At 54.2% G+C, this 25673-nt stretch carries 19 protein-coding genes; 3 read left to right on the top strand and 16 right to left on the bottom strand.

The genetic code is table 11. The features are described from left to right. Nucleotides 1–153 precede the first annotated feature (153 nt). The 7 genes from LPB67_RS01145 to LPB67_RS01115 form a co-directional block, all read right to left on the bottom strand. Nucleotides 154–1398, bottom strand: coding sequence for a Zn-dependent hydrolase (locus LPB67_RS01145; protein WP_262835229.1), 1245 nt, complete (start codon nt 1396–1398; stop codon nt 154–156). Between the two features lie 84 nt (nt 1399–1482). Then, nucleotides 1483–2922 (bottom strand): dihydropyrimidinase, encoded by a 1440-nt coding sequence (hydA, locus tag LPB67_RS01140; RefSeq protein ID WP_262835228.1) that lies wholly within the window; start codon nt 2920–2922, stop codon nt 1483–1485. Between the two features lie 53 nt (nt 2923–2975). After that, entirely contained in the window at nt 2976–4457 is a 1482-nt protein-coding gene (locus LPB67_RS01135; RefSeq protein WP_262835227.1) for an NCS1 family nucleobase:cation symporter-1, read from the bottom strand. A gap of 95 nt (nt 4458–4552) precedes the next feature. Beyond that, nucleotides 4553–5836, bottom strand: coding sequence for an NAD-dependent dihydropyrimidine dehydrogenase subunit PreA (gene preA, locus LPB67_RS01130; protein WP_262835226.1), 1284 nt, complete (start codon nt 5834–5836; stop codon nt 4553–4555). After that, nucleotides 5836–7263, bottom strand: a complete 1428-nt coding sequence (locus LPB67_RS01125; protein ID WP_262835225.1) for an NAD(P)-dependent oxidoreductase — start codon at nt 7261–7263, stop codon at nt 5836–5838. The genes preA and LPB67_RS01125 overlap by 1 nt, the downstream gene beginning before the upstream one ends. 236 nt (nt 7264–7499) lie before the next feature. Further along, a complete protein-coding gene (locus tag LPB67_RS01120; RefSeq protein ID WP_410482706.1) occupies nt 7500–9011 on the bottom strand; it encodes a CoA-acylating methylmalonate-semialdehyde dehydrogenase in 1512 nt (503 codons plus the stop codon). A 281-nt stretch (nt 9012–9292) separates the two neighbouring features. After that, nucleotides 9293–10609: an aspartate aminotransferase family protein gene (locus tag LPB67_RS01115; protein WP_262835223.1), complete on the bottom strand. Its 1317-nt coding sequence runs from the start codon at nt 10607–10609 to the stop codon at nt 9293–9295. A 244-nt stretch (nt 10610–10853) separates the two neighbouring features. Between LPB67_RS01115 and LPB67_RS01110 the strand changes: the two genes are divergently transcribed. The 3 genes from LPB67_RS01110 (at nt 10854) to LPB67_RS01100 (ending at nt 14111) form a co-directional block, all read left to right on the top strand. Further along, nucleotides 10854–12341, top strand: coding sequence for a PLP-dependent aminotransferase family protein (locus LPB67_RS01110; RefSeq protein ID WP_262835222.1), 1488 nt, complete (start codon nt 10854–10856; stop codon nt 12339–12341). Continuing rightward, nucleotides 12322–13008, top strand: a complete 687-nt coding sequence (locus LPB67_RS01105) for a TetR/AcrR family transcriptional regulator (RefSeq protein WP_262835221.1) — start codon at nt 12322–12324, stop codon at nt 13006–13008. Before LPB67_RS01110 ends, LPB67_RS01105 begins: the two co-directional genes overlap by 20 nt. Before the next feature lie 98 nt (nt 13009–13106). Then, nucleotides 13107–14111 (top strand): LacI family DNA-binding transcriptional regulator, encoded by a 1005-nt coding sequence (locus LPB67_RS01100; protein WP_262835220.1) that lies wholly within the window; start codon nt 13107–13109, stop codon nt 14109–14111. Here LPB67_RS01100 and LPB67_RS01095 read toward each other — a convergent pair. The 9 genes from LPB67_RS01095 to LPB67_RS01055 form a co-directional block, all read right to left on the bottom strand. Beyond that, the gene (locus LPB67_RS01095) at nt 14108–14656 is read right to left on the bottom strand and encodes a YggT family protein (protein ID WP_262835219.1); all 549 of its coding nucleotides are present in this window, start codon (nt 14654–14656) and stop codon (nt 14108–14110) included. The two genes, LPB67_RS01100 and LPB67_RS01095, sit on opposite strands and share 4 nt — an antisense overlap. A gap of 87 nt (nt 14657–14743) precedes the next feature. Further along, complete coding sequence (locus LPB67_RS01090) at nt 14744–15484, bottom strand: histone (RefSeq protein WP_262835218.1); 741 nt, start codon at nt 15482–15484, stop codon at nt 14744–14746. 456 nt (nt 15485–15940) lie between these two features. Then, nucleotides 15941–17131 carry a ribonucleotide-diphosphate reductase subunit beta gene (locus LPB67_RS01085; protein WP_262835217.1) on the bottom strand — a complete coding sequence of 397 codons (1191 nt, stop codon included), beginning with the start codon at nt 17129–17131 and terminating at the stop codon, nt 15941–15943. Nucleotides 17132–17253: 122 nt separating this feature from the next. Then, complete coding sequence (locus LPB67_RS01080; RefSeq protein WP_262835216.1) at nt 17254–20178, bottom strand: ribonucleoside-diphosphate reductase subunit alpha; 2925 nt, start codon at nt 20176–20178, stop codon at nt 17254–17256. 377 nt (nt 20179–20555) lie between these two features. Then, nucleotides 20556–21200: a 1,6-anhydro-N-acetylmuramyl-L-alanine amidase AmpD gene (gene ampD / locus LPB67_RS01075; RefSeq protein ID WP_262835215.1), complete on the bottom strand. Its 645-nt coding sequence runs from the start codon at nt 21198–21200 to the stop codon at nt 20556–20558. After that, nucleotides 21187–22758, bottom strand: coding sequence for a sigma-54-dependent transcriptional regulator (locus LPB67_RS01070; RefSeq protein WP_262835214.1), 1572 nt, complete (start codon nt 22756–22758; stop codon nt 21187–21189). Before LPB67_RS01070 ends, ampD begins: the two co-directional genes overlap by 14 nt. Further along, nucleotides 22748–24499 carry a two-component system sensor histidine kinase NtrB gene (locus LPB67_RS01065; protein ID WP_262835213.1) on the bottom strand — a complete coding sequence of 584 codons (1752 nt, stop codon included), beginning with the start codon at nt 24497–24499 and terminating at the stop codon, nt 22748–22750. Before LPB67_RS01065 ends, LPB67_RS01070 begins: the two co-directional genes overlap by 11 nt. Before the next feature lie 66 nt (nt 24500–24565). Then, nucleotides 24566–24820: a PP0621 family protein gene (locus tag LPB67_RS01060; protein ID WP_262835212.1), complete on the bottom strand. Its 255-nt coding sequence runs from the start codon at nt 24818–24820 to the stop codon at nt 24566–24568. After that, nucleotides 24817–25626 (bottom strand): inner membrane protein YpjD, encoded by an 810-nt coding sequence (locus LPB67_RS01055; RefSeq protein WP_262835211.1) that lies wholly within the window; start codon nt 25624–25626, stop codon nt 24817–24819. The genes LPB67_RS01060 and LPB67_RS01055 overlap by 4 nt, the downstream gene beginning before the upstream one ends. Between the last annotated feature and the right edge of the window lie 47 nt (nt 25627–25673).

Genomic DNA, 25673 nt, shown 5'->3' with positions numbered 1-25673 from the left:
TTCAGAGGCATTTCGTGCCAGCAGGCGCAGTCAGATTGCGGGTTCGTTTTTAATATCACCATTCCATGGGTGCTGTTTAATCTTGTCTTTCCTCTGTATTTCCGTGTCTGCGTATCTCGGCGGTGAGAGGTTTTGTTTTTGCGTAAATCTTAATTAGGCAACCGGTTTCGCCCTTTCCAGCATCGCCAACAACAAGACATTGCAACCTGCCTCGAGGTGCTGCGGCTTCGCATCTTCGATCTCGTTATGACTGATCCCATCTTTGCAAGGAACGAAGATCATGCCCGCAGGTGCCAGGCGTGCCGCATAGATGGCATCATGGCCTGCGCCGGATACCACATCCATCGTCGAATAACCGAGCCTGGCAGTCGCGCTGCGCACCGCATCGACGCAATCCGGATGGAAAGGGCAAGGCGGGTAGTAGGATACGCGTTCAATGCTGATTTTCAAGCCGCTATCGCTCGCCGTTTTATCGACAAAAGCCAGGATCTCTTGATGCATGGTATTGAGCAAAGCGTCATTCACATTCCGTAAATCGATGCTGAATTTCACTTCACCCGGAATCACGTTGCGGCTATTCGGGAAGACCTGCACCATACCGACCGTACCGCGTCCATACGGCGGGTAACGGTTACCGATATTGACGACTTCCTGCATGATTCTGGTGGCGATTTGCAAAGCGTCTTTGCGCAGATGCATGGGCGTCGGACCGGCATGCGCTTCCATCCCGGTGACGATGCAGTCATACCAGGATAAGCCCATGACGGCGGGCACCACGCCGATGACTTTATCGGCGTCTTCCAGCACCGGGCCTTGTTCGATGTGCGTTTCAAAATACGCGCCGATAGGATGGTCGCCCGGCGTTTGGGTGCCGAGATAGCCGATACGTTCGAGTTCGTCTCTGACCGTTTTTCCCTCGACATCTTTGGCCGCATACGCATGTTCCAGCGTGAATGCGCCGCAGAACACGCCGGAGCCCATCATCACGGGAACGAAACGCGAACCTTCCTCGTTGGTCCAGAATGCAACTTCGATCGGCGCTTCGGTTTTGATCTGGTGATCGTTCAATGTGCGCACCACTTCGAGTGCGGCCAGCACCCCGTAATTGCCATCGAACTTGCCGCCGGTTGGCTGGGTATCGATGTGACTGCCGGAGACGACCGGCGGCAACGTATTGTTGCTACCGTCACGACGCATGAACACATTACCGATCTTGTCGACCGTGACGGACATGCCGGCCTGCCTGGCCCAGCCGGTGACCAGATCGCGACCCTGCTTGTCGAGGTCGGTCAGGGCCAGGCGTTTGACCCCGCCTTTGACTGTTGCGCCGATTTGCGCCAACTCCATCAGTGATTGCCACAGGCGATCGCCGTTAATTCTTAAGTCATCGGTATTCATGCTGGTTCCTTTTCTGTACCACTGAGTAGAGCCTGGTTTTAAAGTCTGATGCGCTGCATCATCGATCTGCCTCACCGATCTGCATTAACGCGGCACGACCACTGCTGCGGCCTGCTGTGCCATGCGACCCAAGGCGTCAAACATCGGCGAAAACGCTGGCCTGTCCACATGCTGGCCGGCACCCTCTACCGCGCGCAGTTCGCCTTGTTTAAACACCAGCTTGCCAGCGCTGAGCGTGTGGCTGGGAATGCCGCGCACCGTGCGTCCTTCAAATACATTAAAACCGCCTTTGGCAAATTGCGTCCTGGCCGAAATCGTCCGCGTTCCTTGCGGATCCCAGACCACGATGTCGGCGTCAGCGCCGACGGCAACGCTGCCTTTACGCGGATAGATATTGAAAATCTGCGCGGCATTGGTCGAGGTGACTTTGACGAATTCCGACGGCGTCAGCTTTCCGCTGTTCACACCGGCATCCCAGATCACCGCCATGCGATCCTCTACTCCGCCGCAGCCGTTCGGGATCTTGGTGAAGTCGTTCTTGCCCGCTGCTTTCTGGCTGTCGCAAAAGGTGCAATGATCGGTCGCAGTGGTATGGAGGTTGCCGCCTTGCAGGCCTTGCCATAAGGCGGCCTGATGTTCTTTGGAGCGAAACGGCGGGCTCATCACATGACCCGCTGCGATATCAAAATCGGGATGACGGTAAACGCTGTCGTCTATCGTCAAATGTCCCGCCAGCACCTCGCCAAATACGCGCTGACCTTTGCTGCGGGCGCGGGTAATCGCTTCCAGCGATTCTATGCAGGAGACGTGCACGATGTAGATCGGGGTATTCAAGACATTCGCAATCGCGATGGCCCGATTCGCGGCCTCGCCTTCGACCATCGGCGGCCGTGACAGCGGGTGCGCCTCCGGGCCCGTGATGCCTTTCTTCAGCAACTCTTGCTGCAGCAGAAAAACCAGCTCGCCGTTCTCTGCATGCACAGTCGGCATCGCACCTAATTCCAGGGCCCGCTTAAAACTTTTTACCAGCACTTCATCATCCGCCATGATGGCGTTTTTATAGGCCATAAAATGCTTGAAGCTATTTACCCCGTGATCGCGTACCAGTGTCCCCATATCGGCATGCACACTGTCATCCCACCAGGTCACTGCCACGTGAAAGCTGTAATCCCCGGCCGATTTTTTTGCCCAGCCGCGCCAGGTGTGATAGGCATCCATCAAGGGCTGCTGCGGATTCGGGATCACGAAATCAATGATCGTGGTGGTGCCGCCAGCCAGCCCGGCTGCGGTGCCGGTAAAGAAGTCATCGGCCGTCACCGTGCCCATGAAAGGCAGGTTCATATGCGTGTGCGGATCGATCCCGCCCGGCATCACATACTGCCCGCCAGCCTCCACGATCTCGGCACCTGCGGGGGCTTGCAGATGCTCGCCGAGCGCGACGATCTTGCCATCGGCACACAAGACATCTGCCCTGAATGCACGGTCTGCGTTAACGACGGTACCGCCGCGTATCAATATGCTCATACTTGTCTCCTGAGAATTCGGCAATCACTTAACGATGGTGCAATGACGCTGCTTTATTGCGGCTGCGGTACGGCCAGAACCTGATCCGGTTTGCCCTTCATCATCACCAGATACAGCACACCCGATAACACCAGGCCGACAAACCAGGCATAGGTATAGATGGATTTAAATACCTCGGACGTATCCGGAAAAGCAGCGGGGAAAGCGGCGTTTAAAAAGCCCGGGATGTTCGGCGCGACACCGATCACGAAGGCCGCGATCGCCGCCATGTTCCAGCCATTGCCGTAGGAATATTTGCCATTCTGCTGATACAGCTGATCGACATCGAGCGTGGTTTTACGGATGAAGTAATAATCGATAATCAGGATGCCGGCGATCGGCCCCAGCAATGCGGAATAACCGATCAGCCAGGTAAAAATATAGCCTTGGGTCGATTCCAGTATCTTCCACGGCATCATCGCAATCGCGATAAACGCCGTGATGTAACCGCCGGTTTTATAGCTGATGAGTTTCGGGCTGAGTGCCGAAAAATCGTAGGCAGGTCCTACCAGATTCGCGGCCAGATTCACGCTGACGGTATCGATCAGCAAAATCAGCAAGGCGATCAGCACCGCCACGCCCGTCATGCGGCTCGCCAGATCGACCGGATCCCAGATCGCCTTGCCATACAGCACCACGGTTGCCGAGGTCACGATCACCGCCAGCATCGCCAGCAAACCCATAGGCACAGGCAAGCCCACACTTTGTCCCAGCACCTGATCGCGCTGCGATTTGGCGAAGCGCGTGAAGTCGGGAATATTCAATGCGAGCGTCGCCCAGAAACCGATCATCGCCGTCAATGAAGGCCAGAAAGTGGCCCAGAACTGTCCGGCTTTTTTACCGCCTTCAACAAACTGGGACGGCTGATCGAGGATAGGGCCAAAGCCGCCGGCCTTGTTATACACCCAGCCCAGCAAGACAAAGCAGATCACGATTTTTAAAGGCGCGGTATAGGTTTCCAATTTGCGGATCGCATCCATGCCGTGGAAGATGTACCAGAACTGAATCGCCCAAAAACCCAGGAAACAGGCAAACTGTGCGCCATTGATGCCGAGACCGGCAATCTTGTCGCCACCGAGAGGATGCCCGAGCAACACCCCTGCCAGCGTATAGATCATCATGCCGCCGAACCAGGTCTGGATACCGTACCAGCCACACGCGACAATCGCCCGCATCAAGGCAGGCAAACGGGCGCCTTTGGTGCCGAAGGAACTACGCGCCAATACCGCATAGGGAATGCCGTACTTGGTACCGGCATGGCCGATCAGCAGCATCGGCACCAGCACGATTGCATTCGCGAGAAAGACTGTGATAACCGCTTGCGACGCAGACATGCCGCTCTCGATCAGACTTGCCGCCAGAGTGTAGGCGGGAATGCACATCACCATGCCTACCCATAAGGCTGCAAAATGATACCAGCGCCAGGTGCGCTGCGCCTCGCTGGTCGGCGCCAGGTCTTCGTTCCAGAGTTCGCTACTTGCCGCTGATTTGTTCACGTTTGCCTCTCCTTCGGTGGTTAAGCCGTGCTATCTGTGAATACAAAAGGATTGCGCCTTGGACAGGGCGCAATCCGTTATTGTCATTGATATTTTTATGCTTTGATCAGATTTTCTGCTCGTGGATTACGCGGATCCTGGGTCCAGTTCATATACGGTTTGCCGGTTTCTTCTGTCACCATCGTAATACAGTTTTCAACCGGGCACGTGATTTGACAGAGGTTGCAGCCAACGCATTCTTCTTTGATCACTTCATATTTACGCTGGCCATTTGCCGCAATCAACTGGGCTATCGATTGATGCGAGGTGTCCTCGCAAGCGATATAGCAGCGACCGCACTGAATGCAATTGTCCTGGTTGATCCGGGCTATGGACTTGAAGTTCATATTCAGGTATTTCCAGTCGGTCGTATTGGCAACCGCCTTGCCTCGAAAATCCTCAATCGTGGCATAGCCTTTTTCATCCATCCAGCGCGACAGGCCATCCTTCATGTCTTCGACGATACGAAAGCCATGCAGCATCGCTGCCGTACACACCTGCACCGAACCCGCGCCGAGCGCAATGAATTCGGCGGCGTCGCGCCAGTTGCCGATACCGCCGATACCGGAGATCGGCAAACCCTGCGTCGCAGGATCGCGGGCGATTTCTGCCACCATATTTAATGCAATCGGCTTCACCGCCGAGCCGCAATAACCACCGTGCGTGCTCTTACCGCCGACGATAGGGCGCGCCACCATATGATCAAGATCAATCGAGGTAATCGAATTGATGGTATTGATCAGCGATACCGCATCGGCCCCGCCATTGTGCGCGGCGCGTGCCGGCAGGCGTACATCGGTAATATTCGGAGTGAGCTTGACGATCACCGGCAAGGAGCAATATTGCTTGCACCAGCGCGTGACCATTTCTACATAGTCCGGCACTTGCCCCACTGCCGCACCCATACCGCGTTCCGGCATACCGTGCGGGCAGCCGAAATTCAATTCAATCGCATCCGCCCCGGTCGCTTCGACCAGCGGCAACACGGCTTTCCAGATCGCTTCTTCGCAGGGATACATCATAGAGACGATCATGGCGCGATCGGGCCAGTCTTTTTTTACCTGAGTGATTTCACGCAGGTTGATGTCCAGGCTGCGGTCGGTAATCAGTTCAATATTATTAAAGCCGATGACTTCTCGGTTCTTGCCGAAGTGAGCGGAATAGCGCGATGACACATTGACGGGTGCCGGGTCCTCGCCCAAGGTTTTCCAGACCACGCCGCCCCAACCCGCCTCAAAGGCGCGGATCACGTTATAGGCTTTGTCCGTGGGCGGTGCGGAGGCGAGCCAGAATGGATTCGGCGCCTTGATACCGGCGAAATGGATGCTGAGATCGGCCATTATGCAGCCTCCTTCCTGGTAGATGATCTGGGGAATGCGCCGGATAACAAATCTTGATGAATCGCGGCCGCAGCCAGCTTGCCGTGCTGGACCGCCTGCACCGTCAAATCCTGTCCGGGTGCGACGCAATCGCCACCCGCATATACGCCAGCAACAGCGGTGCGAAACCGATCATCGACATCAATTTTGTCGCCTGTTTTTTGCAATTCATGTGCCAGCGTATCGCTGAGGGAGGCCGCATCCAAAGACTGGCCGATGGCTTTAAAAATCGCATCCGCCGCAAGCTCAAACATCTCGCCTGTACCAAGCAGGCGCTTACCGTCCATGCGTGTTTTTTCGAAGCGCATGCCACGCACCTTGCCCGTCTCATCCAGCAACACCTGTTGCGGCTGCGCCCAGGTTTTCAACCTGACCTGATGTGCTTTGGCGATCTCTTGTTCATGGCCGGTCGCTGACATCGCTTCCGTGCCGCGACGATACACCACGGTGACATCGTCCGCGCCGAGCTTGGCCATCTGCACCGCCATATCGATGGCGGTATTCCCCGCGCCGATCACCAGACAGCGTGACGCCAGCGGCAACTGGCTCAGGTCGTCGGTCTGGCGCAATTCGGCAATGTAATCGACTGCGGCCAGCAAGCCGGGCGCGTCTTCTCCCGTCAGGCCCAGTTGACGGCTGGCGCCAAGACCGATACCCAGAAACACGGCATCATATTTGTCGCGTAAATCGCTGAGCTGCAGATTGCCGCCCAGTGTTTGTCCATACTGCATCGTGATGCCGCCGATTTCTAGTAAGAACTGCACTTCACGCTGCGCAAAATCCCCGGTCAGCTTGTATTTGGCAATCCCGTATTCATTCAGGCCGCCCGGTTTGGCGCGCGCTTCAAAAATCACGACATCGTTGCCCAGCATCGCCAGCCGGTGCGCACAGGCTAAACCCGCCGGCCCAGCGCCAACTACGGCAATCGTGCGACCGGTGGCGGCAGCGCGCTGAAATGGATGAGACTGAAAATCCATATGATCAATCGCATGACGCTGCAACAGGCCGATCTTGACCGGCTGCGCCTCGGCATCATGATTGCGCACGCAGGCTTGCTCGCACAGGATTTCGGTTGGGCAAACCCGGGCGCAACTGCCGCCCAGAATATTCTCTTGCAGTATCGTTTTGGCAGCGCCATTGATATTCTCGTTCGCGATATTGCGGATGAAGCTGGCGACATCGATATCGGATGGACAGATACGGGTACAAGGGGCATCGTAACAATACAGGCAACGCTGGCTTTCTATCAGTGCCTGACGCTGGCTCAAGGCGGGAGCCAGGTCGGTAAAGCGCGCTGCCAGCGCTTCATGAGGGGCTTCTGGATGAGCGAGATGCGCGAGCTGCGACAATGGCGAAAATTGTGTCAGAGGAGAGGGAGATTCAATCATCATGCATTCCTACTTATTATCTTGACTGGGAAAACAGCGGAGGTTCTTATTCCGCTATCCGTGGCTATTTTTGCGTATATCTGTGACGACCAACAACACTGCGGGCAGCAATTACGTATTACCTGAAACAGCTAGCAAACCTCGTGCCAATATTTACCACTTGGTAAAAACAAAAATTACCACTTTTATGCTGCTATTTGGCACATTTCTGATTTGCACTGCACCATTCCTGCACATTACTTCATTTGCGGGAAGGCGAATTCTGCACCGGCACTGCCATGAGCTTTTGCAGAATCAGGCCAACGCTGCATGACCGCCTTGCTACGGGTATAAAAACGTACCCCCTCAGGACCGTAGACATGATGATCGCCAAACAGGCTGCGCTTCCAGCCGCCAAAACTGTGAAATGCCATCGGCACAGGCAAAGGCACATTGACACCAACCATACCGACTTGTATCTGCCGCACAAACTCACGCGCTACACCGCCATCGCGGGTAAAAATCGCGACGCCGTTACCGTATTCATGCTTGTTGATCAGTTCAACTGCGCTCGCGATGTCCGGCACCCGCATCACGCACAGTACCGGGCCAAAAATCTCCTCCTGGTAAATCGTCATCTCCGGTGTCACGCGATCAAATAAAGTGCCGCCTACAAAAAAACCGTTTTCACGCCCGGCTACCTTGTGTCCGCGCCCGTCCACCACCAGGTGAGCGCCCTGCTCGACGCCCTGGCCTATCAGTTTTTCTATACGTTGCTTGGCTGCCAGGCTGACAACCGGTCCCATTTCTGCTCCGGCGGCCATGCCGTCATTGATTTTCAATGCCCGCGTTCTTTCCGCCAGAGCGGCGACCAGTTGATCGGCTGCGCCGCCAACGGCAACCGCCACCGAAATCGCCATGCAACGCTCGCCCGCTGAACCATACGCGGCGCCGATCAAGGCATCGACCGCCATGTCCATCTCGGCATCCGGCATCACGACCATATGATTTTTTGCACCGCCCAATGCCTGCACGCGCTTGCCGTTGGCACTGCCACGGGTATAAATATATTCGGCAATCGGAGTAGAGCCGACGAAGCTGATTGCCTGCACCTGCGGATGATCGAGCAAAGCATCGACCGCCGTCTTATCGCCTTGTACGACATTGAACACACCATCCGGCAAGCCTGCCTGCTTCAACAGTTCGGCATGCAGAATCGACGGCGAAGGATCGCGCTCCGACGGCTTCAGCACAAAGGTATTGCCGCAAGCAAGGGCAACCGGAAACATCCACATCGGTACCATCGCCGGGAAATTGAACGGCGTAATCCCCACGACCACGCCAAGTGGCTGGCGGAACGAGCAGGCATCGATGCCACGCGCAATCTGGTCGCTGAACTCCCCTTTTAAAAGCTGCGGAATACCGCAGGCGAATTCCACCACTTCGATGCCGCGGGCGACTTCGCCCTGCGCATCGGCAAAGGTTTTACCATGCTCCCGCGTCAGCATTTCGGCGAAGCGGTCGGCGTTTTCCTGCAGCAAATGCAGATATTTGAACAGCACGCGCGCACGCGTCAGTGGCGGGGTATTGGCCCATGACGGGAATGCCTTGGCAGCGGCGGCGACCGCCCGATCAACTTCCTCCGCCGATGCCAGCGCAACGCGGGCGATCGGCACGCCCAGCGCCGGGTTGTACACGTCGGCATAGCGTCCACTCGTTGTATCCTGCTTCTCGCCCGCGATGAAGTGGGGAATGGTCTCTCGATTCATCAATGAACTCATAATGGGATTCTCATTTCATTTTTCACTTGGTTAGAACGGACGCAAAACGGCAAGCGGTTAGCGTCATGTACATTGAACCCGCAAGCTGGGTGCGGCTTTCCGAGGCATTTAGCGCCAACAGGCCCACCCGGCTTGCGGCTTCGTTTTAATATCCACATGCCATGAAACCAGTTTCTCTTGCCTTTCTCCGTGTCTCGGTGGTGCGTGGTTTTGGCTGTTGCGGTAGTCCTATTAATTCCTTGTCCAGATATGCATTGGTGTAGAGGGGCTTAATCGAGATTTTTTAAAATCTGCGCCAGCTTGCCGAACAGTTCGTCGATATGCGATTTTTCTAAAACCAGCGGCGGCGACAAGGCGATGATGTCGCCGGTAACACGGATCAGGATGCCGTCGGCAAATGCGCGTTTGAATGCATCGAATGCCCTGGCTCCCGGTTTGCCCGGTATCGGCGCCAGCTCAATCCCTGCGATCAAGCCCAGATTGCGCAGGTCGATTACATGCGGCAAGCCTTTGAGGGAATGCACCGCATCGGCCCAATATTCGGTCAGGCCACGCGCATGTTCAAGCACTTTTTGCTCCTCAAAAATATCCAGGCTTGCCAGGGCAGCGGCACAGGCCAGTGGATGACCGGAATAGGTATAGCCGTGGAATAACTCAATGCCGGCGGGCCCTTGCATGAAGGCGTCGTAGATATGCTGCTTGGAAAACACCGCACCCATAGGCACAACGCCATTCGTCAAGCCCTTGGCCATGGTGACCAGATCCGGCTCGACATCAAAATAATCAAAGGCGAACGGCGTCGCCAGGCGGCCAAAACCCGTGATGACTTCATCAAAAATCAACAAGATGCCATGCTTGGTGCAAAGCTCGCGCAGGCGCTTCAGGTAACCTTTGGGCGGCACCAGGACGCCGCTGGAACCCGCCAGCGGCTCCACGATGACGGCAGCAATCGTCGATGCGTCATGCAGAGCAACCAGCCGTTCCAGCTCATCCGCGAGATGTGCGCCGTATTCCGGCTCGCCGCGGGTGAAGGCGTTTTTTTCCAGGTTATGGGTATGCGGCAAATGATCCACGCCCGGCAATAAACTGCCGAAAGTCTTGCGGTTATTAGCGATGCCGCCGACAGACATGCCGCCAAAACCGACGCCGTGATAACCACGCTCGCGACCGATCAGGCGGGTACGCGTTCCATCACCGCGCGCACGGTGGTAGGCCAATGCCATTTTGAGCGCAGTATCGACTGCCTCGGAGCCTGAGTTGGTATAAAAAACCTGTCCAAAACGATGATTGGTATAACTCATCAAGCGTTCGGCCAACTCAAACGCTGACGGATGTCCCATCTGGAAGGTCGGCGCAAAATCCAGTTGCGCCACCATGTCCTGCACTGCCTTGACCAGCCTGGGCTGCGCATGTCCCAGCGGTACGCACCACAGACCAGCCGTGCCGTCGAGGATGCGATTGCCATCGACATCGCGATAATGCATACCCTGGGCAGAGACCAGCAGACGCGGCGTGCTTTTGAAATCGCGGTTGGCAGTGAAAGGCATCCAGAACGGGTGCATGTTTTCGGGGCGGGATTCATACATGGGAGGCTCCTGTTATTGGAAAAACTATTTACCATCCGGTAAAACTATGGTGCAATAGTAGGCAGCAGCATAAAGACAAGAACATCGATGGCGACATATACAGATGCACAAAAAACCAGCAACCGTATTGGTCGGTCAAACGCTACAGTTCAAGAAATAAGGTGAATGCGGCAAATGAAGGAGCGGCCATGCCCGGCGTCGCTCGCAAGCCGGTCGAATAACTTCGCGTCAGGTGGAGATGTACATGCAACAGTTAGCAGAGAGCGGCCAGAGTGTTGCCACATTGCCTGGCGATGGCAACGCAATATCCTGGCCGATGTTGCGACTCGATCGCAGCAGGCGCGGCAACCTGGTCGAGCAGATCGTGTCGGCCATCACGGCACTGGTCAACACTAGCGAATTACGTACCGGCACCAAGATGCCTTCCGTGCGGCAGTTCGCCAAATCGAACGGCATCAGTACTTTTACTGTCGTCGAGTCCTACGATCGCTTGCTGACGACGGGCCTGCTGTCCTCACGTCGCGGCTCGGGTTATTTTGTGGCGCGTTGCGAAAGCCCTTGCGCCCGTCCGGCATTGACCCAACACGCATTACCAGTCAGCATCGATGCGCTGAGTCCTGATTTATATACCGGCGTATCGGATGCACTGCCTGCCGGCTCCGGCTGGCTGCCGCCGGAGTGGTATGGCGAATCGACCATCCTGGATGCGGTGCGGCATGCGATGCGTATCCCGACCTGCCGCATGCGCGGCTATGGCAATCCTTTGGGATTCCCGAGTTTGCGCCAGCATCTGGCGAGCAGTCTGGGCGATGAATTGTTTGCAGTTGAACCCGATCAGATCGTACTGACGCACGGTGCGACTCATGGTTTCGATCTGATCCTGCGCACCCTGAGCAAACCCGGTGACTGTATCTTTGTGGAAGATCCGGGTTACAGCAATCTGCTGTCGCTGATCCGTCATCATGGCTGCATTGCGATCGGCATACCGCGCGGCGAGCACGGCCTGGATTTTGACGCATTACAGGAGAAAGCGACCATCCATCAGCCCAAGCTGATGTTCGTCAATACCGTCTTGCAAAATCCCCTCGGCACCTCCCTCAGCCACGCGCAGGCACATCGCCTGCTGGGCCTGGCGGAGCGCTTCGACTTCTGGGTCGTCGAAGACGATATTTACCGTGAACTGAGCGTGCGCGGCGATCCCTCTCTGGCGGCAATGGATGGATTGCGGCGGGTGATACGGGTCGGCAGTTTTTCTAAAACGCTGTCGCCGGCTTTGCGGGTCGGTTCGATTGCTGCATCCGCCTCCTTGATTAGTGAATTGGTGCGGATCAAGATGCTGACCGGACTCACCACCTCGGAAATCAATGAGCGTGCGGTGCTGCATGCGATTACTGCCCGGCCTTACCGGCGCATGCTGGAGCATCTGATCCAGCAGCTCGCTACCGCAAGGGAGCGCAGCATGCTGAGTTTGCAGCAAGCAGGCATGACGCCGTTGGCGAAACCGCGAGGCGGCATGTTTATCAGTGCCGGCTGGCAAACACCGTCCACTCCGGGCTTCAACGCCCAGCTGATTGCAGATCAGGCTTTAAAGGCAGGCATCTTGCTGTCTCCCGGCGAGTTCTTCTCCATCACACCTGCCGATACAGTCTGGTTCCGCTTCAATGTCGCTTACTCCCACGCCGAACAACTAAGCACCTTCTTAAATACCTGCCATGACCTTATTGGACATTGAAAAAAATCTTCCGGCGAAAGAAAAACCGGCGAAACCGGCAAGCATTAATCGCCGCCTGCAAAATCGCGATAAATTGGAAACCGAGATTCTGGAGCAGGCGGTACGCCTGTTTGCCGAGTGCGGCTACGAAGGCACATCGATTGCCACGATTGCGGAACAAGTCGGCCTATCCAAACAAAACCTGCTGTACTACTTTCCCAGCAAACAGGCGCTGTATCAGCGCGTGCTGGACGACGTGCTGAATGCCTGGCTGGAGCGTATGAATAGCCTGGCTGACGACAGTCGCGAGCCGGAAGAATTATTGCGCGACTATATCGTCGCCAAGCTGCGCTTTTCGCGCGAACGGCCCTGGGGTTCACGCGTGTATGCGATGGAGGTGATCGGCGGCGCCAAAGTGTATGGCGCGGATATCCGCAAAAAAGTCGTGCCTTTGTTGCGTAAGGACATAGAGATTTTCGAAAAATGGATTACCGAAGGCAAGATCGCCGCGGTCAATCCTACCCATCTGCTGTTCGCGATCTGGGCCATGACGCAGTCGTATGCCGACTTCGCAACCCAAATGAGCCTGGTCATGAATCGCAAGCAGTTAAACAAAAAAGATTTTGACGATGCCGAAAAACTGATCGTCGATATGGTGCTGGCAGGGCTTGCGCTCAAGCCAGCTTGATCGCAACAAAAAAATAAAACAATATTGTCAATTCTCTAAAAGTCACCTTTTTCTGTAATTCATGCGTCATAATTCATATAGAGAAAGGATGAAATTTTATGGCAACAATGAAGCAAGTCGCTGAGAAAGCGCGCGTCTCCACCACCACGGTTTCTCACGTCATCAACAATACCCGCGTGGTCAGCGAAGATGCTCGTGAACGCGTACTGTCCGTGATCCAGGAATTGCGCTATATCCCCAGTGCGGTTGCACGCAGCCTGAAGAACGATAAGACGCACACCCTGGGCATGATGATCCCGAATAATTCGAATCCGTATTTCGCCGAAGTGATACAGGGCATCGAGGATGAGAGCTTCAGACTCGGCTATAACATCATCCTGTGCAATTCTTACGATGATCCCAAGAAGCAAGCGGCCTATACCCGCGTGCTGATGGAAAAACGGATCGATGGTTTGATCCTGGTGTCGTCCGGCATTGATCTGGAACTCACGCAATTGCTGGCCGACGAAGCCATTCCCAAGGTATTGGTCGACAGGGAAGTCCCTGGTGTCGCCGCTGATTTTATTGAAGCGGACCATGAACAAGGCGGTTACCTGGCGACCAGATACTTGCTCGATCTCGGGCATCGGCGCATCGCCTGCGTAGCAGGACCCAAAACTTTGCTGCCAAGTAGCGACCGGGTCTCTGGCTATCTGCGCGCACTGAAAGAAGCCGGCATCGACTTCAATATCGATTACCTCGCGCATAGCGACTTTACCAGCCAGGGCGGATTCAGCGCGTTCCAGCAATTATTGGCTTTACCTACCCGCCCTACGGCAATTTTCGCGAGCAACGATCTGATGGCGATCGGCGGTTTGTGCGCAGCCCAGCAGGCAGGCATGCGGATTCCGGAAGAATTGTCGGTGATCGGCTACGACGATATCGCCCTGGCTTCGTTCAGTACGCCGCCGTTGACCACCATTGCGCAACCCAAACACGAGATTGGCGTGCTGACCGCACGCGTGCTGGTGAACCGGATAATCAATGCAGAATTACCGCTGAGACGCGAGATGCTGGAGACCAAACTGACCGTACGTCAATCGACCGGGCCAGTACCCGCCTAGATCAATAGCAGCCTTGGCAACAATTCCATCAACAAGCGATTAAGCACTTGCAGCAAAATTAAGGCGACCATCGGTGAGAAGTCGATACCCCCCAGTGGCGGAAGTAATTTGCGTATCGGCGACAGGATAGGTTCATTTAAGGTCCGGATAAACGGGGCAAATGGTGCATGCGGATTAACCCAGCTAAAGACCGCTTCCAGCACCAATAATGCCATCAAACCGTAAAGTATCCATTGCAGCATTTTGAACAATGCCAGCAGCGCCAGCACCGGCAAAGATACTTGGGACACCACCAAAAAATCAGCCAGCGTCGATATCAAAGCAACGAAAAAGGCGGCAATCAAACTCGCCCAGTCGTAACCGGCAAACCCGGGAATGATGCGTCTGATCGGATGTACCAGCCAATCAGTTAATTGAAAGATAGACTGCGCCAGCCCCATCGGCGGCCGGACACGCTGCACCTGCATCCAGAAACGCAGCAAGAGAAAGCCGGCAAACAGGCCGGCAATCGTATCGATGACAAAGGTAAATATTCCATGCAACACAACACTACCCCTAAAAAAAACCCACTGAGTGAAAATCACGCAGTGGGTATTGTGCCTGAATAAGATCAGGCGTCCAAGCTATCTGAATTAAGCTGGACGTGTGCCTGTCGGGAAAGGCCAAGCTGCTGTTGGACTTACCACGGTTTTGGCATCTGGTGTAGCAGGCTTAACAGCTGCTTTCGCCGCTGGCTTAGCTGCTGCTTTTTTCGCCGCAGGTTTTGCGGCAGGCTTGGCCGCTGGCTTAGCTGCTACTTTTTTTACAGCAGGTTTCGCTGCTGGCTTGGCTGCTGCTTTTTTCACCGCTGGTTTAGCTGCTGGCTTGGCTGCCGCTTTTTTCGCCGCAGGTTTTGCCGCTGGCTTAGCTACTGCTTTTTTAGCCGCTGGTTTTGCCACTGCTTTTTTCGCTGCAGGTTTCGCCGCTGGCTTAGCTACTGCTTTTTTAGCCACTGGTTTTGCTGCTGCTTTTTTCGCTGCAGGTTTTGCCGCTGGCTTAGCTACTGCTTTTTTAGCCACTGGTTTTGCTGCTGCTTTTTTCGCTGCAGGTTTTGCCGCTGGCTTAGCTACTGCTTTTTTAGCTACTGGTTTTGCTGCCGCTTTTTTCGCTGCAGGTTTTGCCGCTGGCTTAGCTACTGCTTTTTTAGCCGCTGGTTTTGCTGCCGCTTTTTTCGCTGCAGGTTTCGCCGCTGGCTTGGCTACTGCTTTTTTAGCCGCTGGTTTTGCTGCCGCTTTTTTCACTGCAGGTTTCGCCGCTGGCTTGGCTGCTGCTTTCGCTACAGTTTTTTTTGCAGCGGCTTTCTTTGCCTCTGGTGGTTTTGGTGCTGTTGCCATTTTGTTTCTCCTTCATTTGATGGAAAAAATTGATCAATTAAATCCGCTCAATGACGCCTTGAAGCGAGCGGATTATTCATGGGCGCAAACAAACTGTTGGTTGCGCTAATGAATTTGGCACCGGCTAAACTGCTGCATCTCCTCTTCTGATGCAGCACTTTAGCCATATGGCAGTTTGACTTCGAGCCGATCAACGCATGCCCTGCGTCGGATACGGCATCATCCAGAGTCAATCAGCCAAAAAAAACGCCCGCATTAAATAATGCCGGCGTCGGTATCTTGTGTGTCGAGAGTTTTTCCAAAACCGAAAGCCGCAACACTTGCGTGGTGTCGCGGCATAAACAGAGTAGATCGATTCGGTCTATGACTGTCCATTCAGTTTGGTGAGGCCTCTCGCGTTTTTCACATCATGTGAATTTGAGTCGACATCCAGATGTATCTGAATGCTGCGGCGTTTTATTCCCAATTCAGGGCACCGCCAGTTTGATACTCAATCACACGGGTTTCAAAAAAGTTGCGTTCTTTTTTCAGGTCGATCATTTCGCTCATCCACGGAAAAGGATTTTCTTCCTGCGGGAACAAAGTATCAAGTCCGATTTGTTGCGCGCGGCGATTTGCGATAAATCGTAAATAACCTTTGAACATCGGCGCATTCAAACCAAGCACTCCACGCGGCATTGTATCCTCTGCGTAGCGATATTCCAACTCCACCGCACGCAAAAACAACGATTTAATTTCATCTCTAAATGTCGCGGTCCACAAATGCGGATTTTCCATCTTGATTGTGTTGATCAAATCGATTCCGAAATTGCAGTGCATCGATTCATCGCGCAAGATGTATTGATACTGTTCAGCGGCGCCCATCATTTTATTTTGCCGGCCCAATGCCAGAATTTGTGTGAAGCCGACATAGAAAAACAGACCTTCCATCAGACATGCAAACACGATCAATGACTTCAATAATGTCTGATCCGTTTCCATCGTGCCGGTCTTAAACTCGGGATCCGTCAGCGCGTTGATAAACGGAATCAGGAATTGATCTTTGTCGCGGATCGATTCAATTTCATTGTAGGCATTGAAGATTTCCGCTTCATCCAGTCCCAAAGACTCAACGATGTATTGATAAGCATGAGTGTGAATTGCCTCTTCAAATGCCTGGCGCAACAGGTACTGGCGGCATTCCGGCGCAGTAATGTGGCGATAGGTGCCGAGTACGATATTGTTGGCTGCCAGTGAATCGGCCGTCACGAAGAAACCCAGATTGCGTTTGACCAAGCGACGCTCGTCTTCGGTCAGGCCGTTGGGACTTTTCCATAATTCAATATCGCGCTGCATGTTGATCTCTTGCGGCATCCAGTGGTTCGCGCAACCGGCCAGATATTTATCCCAGGCCCATTTGTATTTGAACGGCACCAACTGGTTGACGTCGGTCTGGCCGTTGATGATGCGCTTGTCGGCGGCATTCACTCGGCGGGCGATATCTTCCGGGGCTGCCGCAACCGGTTTTGCGACCACGGCTGGATTCAGCGCAATCTCTTGCGTGCGCAAACTCAGACCGGCTTGCACATGATCCGGTGGTTGAACCGATTTTGGCGATCCGGCTGGCGCAGCTGGTGCTGGCGCGACTTCATCATCCCAAGAAAGCATTTGCTTATTCCTTACTTATTAAATAGATCGTTCTGTGCGAGTAGGGGAAGAGTCCGGTGTAGCACCCGGCTTTTCCCGCTCTGTTTTTAGTCATCCGCTCACTGCCAAACCCGCTGGCAGGCTTACTGACAAGCTTCGCATTCTTCGAAACCGGCATCGCCAGGACGCAGGTAGCATGCGGCGCCGTCCGCCTCCGGCGTTGCGGTCGCTGGCGTTTCCGGACCGGCTGAATAGCCGCCGTTACCGCCGTCTACCGCTACCGCATTCAGCGCACCGGTTTTGCTGGTGGACTTCTCTGTGTGCGTCGCACCTATCGTGCGCAGGTAGTAAGTGGTTTTCAAGCCACGCAACCAGGCCAGTTTGTAAGTCTCATCGAGCTTTTTACCGGAAGCACCCGCCATGTAAATGTTCAGTGACTGCGCCTGATCTATCCATTTCTGACGACGGGAGGCCGCTTCGACCAGCCAGGATGGGCTGATTTCAAATGCAGTCGCATACAGTTCACGCAGATCTTCCGGGATGCGGTCGATCTTGGCCAGGCTACCGTCGAAGTATTTGAGATCAGAGATCATGACTTCATCCCACAAACCGCGCGCCTTCAGATCACGTACCAGATGTTCGTTGATTTCAGTGAATTCGCCCGACAGATTCGATTTCACGTACAGATTTTGGTAAGTCGGTTCGATGCAGGCAGCCACACCGATAATATTAGAGATCGTTGCCGTAGGCGCAATCGCGACGCAATTCGAATTGCGCATACCGTATTGCTTGATTCGGTCACGGATCACTGTCCAATCCATGGTTTCGGAGAAGTCGGCTTCCAGATAACCGCCGCGCTCTTCGGCCAATAACTTCAGCGAGTCTTGCGGCAGGATGCCGCGATCCCACAAAGAACCGCGATAAGAACTATAACGGCCGCGCTCTTCGGCCAATTCTGTCGAGGCCAGGTAAGCGTAATAACAGACCGCTTCCATCGAGGTATCGGCAAACTGGACCGCGTCCATCGATGCATAAGGTATGCGCATCATGTGCAGGCAATCCTGGAAACCCATGATGCCGAGACCGACCGGGCGATGACGCAGATTCGAGTCGCGTGCTTTCTTGACTGCATAATAGTTGATGTCGATCACGTTATCCAGCATGCGCATCGCTGTACGGATAGTTTTTTGTAACTTGATGTGATCCAGCTTGCCGTCTTTCATGTGCGCCGGCATGTTGACCGAACCCAGATTGCAAACCGCGATCTCGCTGTCGTTGGTATTGAGCGTGATCTCTGTGCACAAATTCGACGAGTGAACGACGCCGACATGTTGCTGCGGTGAACGGATATTGCAAGGATCTTTAAAGGTAATCCAAGGATGACCGGTTTCAAACAGCATAGATAACATCTTGCGCCACAGGTCGAGCGCCGGGATTTTTTTCGACAATTCGAGCTCGCCGCTGGCGGCTTTTGCTTCGTATGCTGTGTAAGCCTGCTCAAATGCTTTACCGAATTTGTCATGCAGATCGGGCACATCGGATGGCGAGAACAACGTCCAGTCGCCCTTTTCCATGACGCGCTTCATGAACAGGTCGGGAATCCAGTTGGCGGTATTCATGTCGTGGGTACGGCGGCGGTCGTCGCCGGTGTTCTTGCGCAGATCGAGGAACTCTTCGATGTCCATGTGCCAGGTTTCGAGATAAGCGCAGACTGCACCTTTACGCTTACCGCCTTGATTCACCGCGACCGCTGTGTCGTTGACGACTTTCAGGAACGGCACCACGCCCTGGGATTTACCGTTAGTGCCTTTGATATGCGCACCGAGCGAGCGCACCGGCGTCCAGTCATTACCCAGACCGCCGGCGTATTTCGCCAGCAAGGCATTTTCCTTGATCGCTTCATAAATGCCGTCGAGATCATCGGCCACGGTAGTCAGGTAGCAGGACGACAGTTGTGACCGCTGGGTACCGGAATTGAACAAAGTCGGTGTCGAACTCATGAAGTCAAAGCTGGACAGCAAGTTGTAGAACTCGATGGCGCGGGCTTCGCGGTCAATCTCGCTAATCGCCAGACCCATCGCGACCCGCATATAAAACGCTTGCGGCATTTCAATACGGGTACCGCGCACATGCAGGAAGTAGCGGTCGTACAGGGTTTGCAAGCCGATGTAACCGAATTGCAGATCACGGTCGGCAACCAGCGCATTGGCGAGCTTTTTCAAATCGAACTGGCCGAGCTTGGCATCCAGCAAGTCGGCCTCGATGCCCTTCTTGATAAATTTAGGGAAGTAATCGACATATTCTGCGGCCGCATCTTGCTGCGCGACTTCCTTACCGAACACTTCTTTGCGGACTGTATGCAATAAGAGGCGTGCCGTAACCTGGCTGTAGGCCGGTTCTTTTTCCATCAAGGCACGGGCGGCCAGGATCGCCGACTTATGCAACTCTTCAACCGGCACGCCGTCGTACAGGTTTTTCAAGGTTTCGGACAGAATCGCTTCCGGATCGGCCAGTTTATCCAGGCCGACGCAAGCCGCCGTGATCAGGTTGCGGACTTGGGCAATATCGAGCACCACACGCTGACCATCAACGACGACGTGGATTTGTTGCGTAACGATAGCGGCATTCGAGGACTGTTGCGATTCCGATTGCAGGCGGCGCTCTTCCTGACGCTTGGCGCGGTACAAAACATAGGCGCGGGCCACATCATGCTCGCCGGAACGCATCAATGCCAGCTCCACCTGATCCTGGATATCTTCTATATGAAACGTACCGCCCGTTGGCTGCCTGCGCACCAGAGCAGCTACCACACTGGAGGTCAATTGCTCGACCAGCTCACGGATACGGGCCGATGCCGCACCCTGGCCACCGTTCACTGCCAGGAAAGCCTTAGTCACCGCGATCGCAATTTTGGAGGGCTCAAAACCAACCACGGCACCGTTACGCCGGATGATGCGGTACTCACCGTAGGCCGCAGTTGGTGCAACTGGCGCATGGTGAGCTGATTGTGACTGCAGAGCAGACAGATCAGCAGTGCTTGGTGTCGATGTTTCTAGAGAAGAGTGCATTTGGCCTCCGGGGTCAGCATGGGTTGAGACTTGATTGATTAGCTTGGTCGACTACATTGATCGATTAACTTGACTAATTACTTACTCGATTTCCAGTGAGCGTAGCGCTGCCGGAAATCTTTTTCACTTGTTGCGCACTGCATAGTTCAGATCGGAAGTCTGAGCCAAGTCCCTGTTTTTTAAATCGTTTACCTGATTAAAACGAGACCAGATTCAAAAACAGAACATGGCGAAAAACCGGAATCAAACCACTACATGTAGTGCACAAGATTTGATTTGCACTAATTCTAGTGCCGCGCCGACAGATACGCAATCGCTTTTTTTATTGAAAAGAGACTATTTTTTATTTTTCTTGCCGGCTTTGTTGATTGACAAAATCAAAGCATGAAAGGAAAGCTGGGTAGCGCATGAGTGGGTACTAACATGGACGCCTGTTGGGCAGCCTGAGTGAGCAATTTTTTATATTGTTTCCAGTCAAAATGCGGACCGGGATCGGTCTTGCGACCGGGTGCGATATCTTGATGTCCGACGATGTGCTGTATCGGGTAACGCTGAATCAATGCCAAGGTCAATCGGTATAAGGCTTGATATTGCGCCTTCTCAAAAGCCTGTTGATCGGTACCTTCCAATTCGATACCGACCGAAAAATCATTGCACGCTGATCGCCCCTGAAATGAAGAGACGCCGGCATGCCAGGCACGCAACCCGGCTGGCACAAATTGCAACAGCTGCCCATCGCGCCGTATTAAAAAGTGAGTGGAGACACGCACCCCCTGCAAAGAGATGAAGTCGGGATGAGCAGCAAAGTCTAGTTGATTCAGAAATAAATCAGCAATTGCGGAGCCGCCGAACTGCCCTGCCGGCAAGCTGATGTTATGAATGACCAGCAGCGAAATCCCGGTGCCGTCGGGACGCCGGTCATAATTCGGCGAAGGCCTTTGCACGGCCTGAAGACAGTTGCCGCCGGCATCGATGGTGTAGGCAGCAGGTACAGTGCTTGAGGCTGGCTTATTCCGGCTCATGAATCTTGAGTTTTTGTATCTGATAGCGCAACTGGCGGAAGCTGACGCCCAACAATTCCGCGGCTTGCGTACGGTTATTCCGGGTTTTAATCAGGGCGCGGCGTATCACTTCTTTTTCTATGCGCTCCAGATAATCGGGCAAAGAACAGGGCAGTTCCGGTTCAGTAAAAATCGATATATCCGTATTGAATTCCGGCGAGCCCAAAGCCGCATCTGCCTTAACCGCCTCCGGCAACGGAGAATGCCTCACTTGCTCTGAAGAGAAGCCGGCATGCAAGGATGCCAGCGGCATTGCCGCGCTAACGGGCTCCAGATCAGGGCCGGGAGCAAAATTAGAACCCGCTGCGCTGACCGATTTATTGGCCGGACGCAGCGCCAGGTCACTGACTTCGATACATCCGTCATTAGCGAAAGCCAGCGCACGCTCAAGGATATTTTCCAATTCACGTACATTACCGGGGAAGTCATACCCGGCCAGCGCCTGCAGCGCGTCGTCCGACAATAAGGTAGTGCAGCGGTCGGGATTGGTCTGCGCCGATGCGGTCAGCCGGAGCAAAATTCCCTGAGACAATTCACCGATATCGGTCAAACGTTCGCGCAGGGGCGGCAGATGCAGCTCGATCACATTCAGGCGGTAATATAAATCCTGACGGAATTTTCCTGAGGTGACGCAATTCGCCAGGTTCTGGTGGGTCGCGCTGATGATACGGACATCGACCGGTTCTTCGGTAGTGGCGCCGACCTTGCGCACCCGGCGTTCCTGTATCGCCCTTAACAACTTGACCTGCATCGCCAATGGCAGATCCGCCACCTCATCGAGCATCAGGGTGCCGCCGCTGGCAGCCTGGAAAAATCCGTCACGATCATCATTGGCACCGGTAAATGCGCCTTTACGATAACCAAAAAACTCGGCTTCCATCAAAGCCTCGGGAATCGCACCGCAGTTGACCGCGATAAAGGCTTTTTCGGCACGTGCACTGTTAATGTGGATTTCACGGGCGGCAAGTTCTTTACCGCTGCCCGATTCGCCGGTAATGATCACCGGCGCCATACTGCGCGCCAGGCGGCTGATCTGAGCCCGCACATGGCGTATGCCTTCGGACTGCCCGATCAATGAGGAGGCCGTGATTTTTTCTATGTGCGCCGCTTCTACATTTTGCTTGCTCTGTGCTTCGCTGGTTTGCAAGGCCGAGCGAACCAGCTTGCGCAGTTGATCCAGCGCTACCGGTTTAGAGACATAATCAAAGGCACCGGCCTTCAAGGCCACCACGGCATTGTCGGCACTGCCAAACGCGGTGATCACGGCGATCGGTGTGTTTTTATAATGCAGCCCGACTTCGTGCACCAGTTCCATGCCGGAACCGTCCGGTAAACGCATGTCCGTCAGCACCAGCGAATAGGTTGTTTTTGCCAAGAATTGGCGCGCCACCCCTAAGGTTTCTGCGCTATCGACATCCAGCCCCATCTTGATAAGCGTAATTTCCAGCAGTTCACGTAAATGCGCCTCATCATCCACCACCAGAATGCGCGGACTGCTTGGCAGGTCTTTAGTGTTCATGGGCAGATGACTCAGTCAAAGAAAAATTAATCACAAAACGGCCTCTCGATTCACCGAACATCGTGGTCGGATCATCCGTATGGTATTCGTAATCGAGTAAAGCATGATTATTCAAACATAATTCACGCGCCATGTACAAACCCAGCCCGGTTCCCTTGCTCGAGGTGGTATAAAAAGGCTCGAATAAATGCGAACGCACTTCGGCGCCGATTCCCGGCCCATCGTCTTGTATGTGCAATTCCAGCCTGTGCATGGTGCTGGTCTGGGCAAATAGCTTGATGCTGCCGGCTGCGCCGCTGGCATAGCGTGTTGCATTCGATAAAAGATTGACGATGACCTCGCGTAAATGGCCGACATCGAATACCACGGGAAAAGTAATGGTACCGTCCACATAGATCAGATCACGACTGAGTCCGCGCGTTTCGACAAAATCCTGGACAATTTCCATGACCATCGGCAATAAAGAAAATGGCTTGGTATCGGCTTGCGCCTTACGTGACAGTTTTAAAATATCCTCGATTAACTGGTTCAGGCGTGCCACGTTATCATCGACAATTTTCAACAACCTCTGGGTTTGCGACGGATTGCTGATGTCTTCATTCAACAAGGATGCGGCGTAAGAAATCGAGGACAGGGGATTTCTGACTTCATGCGCAATACTCGCAGTCAGTCGTCCCATTGAGGCCAGCTTCAATTGCTGTGCCTGATTCTCGATGTCGGATACATCTTGCATAAAAATAATCGTGTAAGACGCCTGATCTTGTCCAGAACCATCGATATCCGTGCTGTCCACATCCATAAAGCGCAATTTAAGATGGCTCATAAAATCAGAGCGCAGATTATTTTCAGGCAAATTGCTGTCGAAGGTGGCATCGCCGGCATGGCGGATAGAAATAAACGAAATATTCTCTTCCATCGCCCACGGCATGACCCCGGTATTCATCATCGTGGTGTTCAGAGTGGCGCCCTTCCTGGTCGACAGCACTTCGGCAATCGGTATTAATGCCGGGATATCCCTCAGGCGCTTGTAACTGGTCTCTTTCATGAGATACGCACCCAACATGCGCTCGGCGGCAGGATTCATCTCAACCAGATGTTCGGTCTGATCGACCACCAGAATGCCATCGCCCATATCCGCAATCACCAGGCGGTTAATCGCCTGCTGAATCGCCAGTGCCTGACCGCGTTCTGTCGCCAGGTTTTCTTGCTGAATCAGGTTTTTTGCCAGCCGGTTAACCAGATACACCACGGCAAAATAGGCGGCGCCATATAAGCCGGCCTGGGAACTCAGGCTGACATCTTCTTGCTGCAAAATCCTGTAGATGCTTTCCATTAGCAAAAACAGCGTGACGAACGCGGCAAAGGACAAGCCCCATAATAAAGGCGCCAGGATGCCGACGCCCGCCAGCGGGAACAGATAGAGAATCGCCAAGCCGCTTTTGTTGCCGCCCGATGCCAGATACATGATGGAAATCACGATGATATCGAGTGCAATCTGCGCTGCCAGTTGCCACCTGAAATGCTTGCGATGACGGAATTTCAGGACGATGAAGGCGATGGCGATAATCAGGTAAGCGACACAGGCTTCACTGAGCAATAACTGTTCGCTGAGCCAGGAATCTTTGCCATTGCGCAAATTCAGATAGGCCAGCAAGACAATCGCTACCACCAGACGCGACACATTCAAGGTTTGCAAAGAGCGCCAAAAAGTCGCGCTCGGCACAGTAGCCTGGCTATTCATGATGGCAGTTTGTTATGCGCAGTCACCGCGTAGCGGGCAAGCTGGAATACATAGCGCCGCGGATGACTATGCATGTTGATCCGCATGCGCCGGACTGCAATATACGCGCTGCTCACGATACACCGCCTCAGATGCCGGGACATGAAGCTGGCAAACTTCGCAGCACACCATGGTCTCGGGTTGTTGTGCCGGCGCCTGACCGGCATTGCCGGGATCAGATGAACGTTCGTCCGAACCGGCGGTGGGCTGTTGCGGCTGGCTTTTTTTACGAATTGCCAAGACGACGAGCAAGGCTAACAGCAGCCACATCAATAATTTCACGACAGGCTCCTGTGCAACAACACTTCAAGGACAAAACGGCTGCCGACATAGGCCAGCAATAAAGTAATAAATCCGCTCAGGGTAAAACTCAAGACGGTCTTGCCTCGCCAGCCGCGCCATTGACGGCCGATCAGCAAAACCCCGAACAAGGCCCAGGAGAACAGTGACAAGATGGTCTTATGATCCCATTTGAAAGCAATCCCCAGTACCTGCTCAGAAAATACCACGCCGGACAACACGGTCAGGCTCAGCAAGACGAAACCGATGGCGATCAGGCGAAACAAGATTTTTTCCATGGTCAGCAAGGCTGGCAGGCGCTCGATGGCCGCGCTCAACCATGCAGGCAGCGCTTGATGGGCTGGCTTATGCAAATGCGCATCCTGTAAAATCATCACCACCGCATGAAACGCAGCAATCGTCAAGGTGCTGTAGGCCAGCAAGGCGATCCCTACATGCCAGGGAAACATGGCGGTCTTACCTGCCAGGGTCACCAAGCTGCCGGGGAAAAACACCGGCAAAATTGCCATCAATGCGGCATTCGGCAGCAGCAATACCTTCAGGCCGTCGAGCGGCAAATTGCGGTTTTCCAGCCAATACACCAGCACCGACACCCACAAGGCGGCCGACAGCATCACCGCAAAACCAACCCGCACGGCATCCGGCGTCACTATCGTCAAGCACAAAGCCGCCGCATGTACCAGCCATGCGGTGCAGGTAACACCAGACTCAAGCAAGCGGCGCTGATTGGGGACGAAGCTACCAAGCACATAGATGGCGGCTGCGAGGAAAGAAAGATAAGTTTGCATGGCTTAAGTTTACACCATGTCGGCGCATCTGTAGCCCGGGATTTGTT

The organism is Undibacterium sp. Jales W-56, from assembly GCF_025548535.1.
GTDB lineage: Bacteria > Pseudomonadota > Gammaproteobacteria > Burkholderiales > Burkholderiaceae_D > Undibacterium.
Note: the sequence above shows the minus strand (reverse complement) of the source record. Positions and strands in the feature narration are given on the sequence as shown.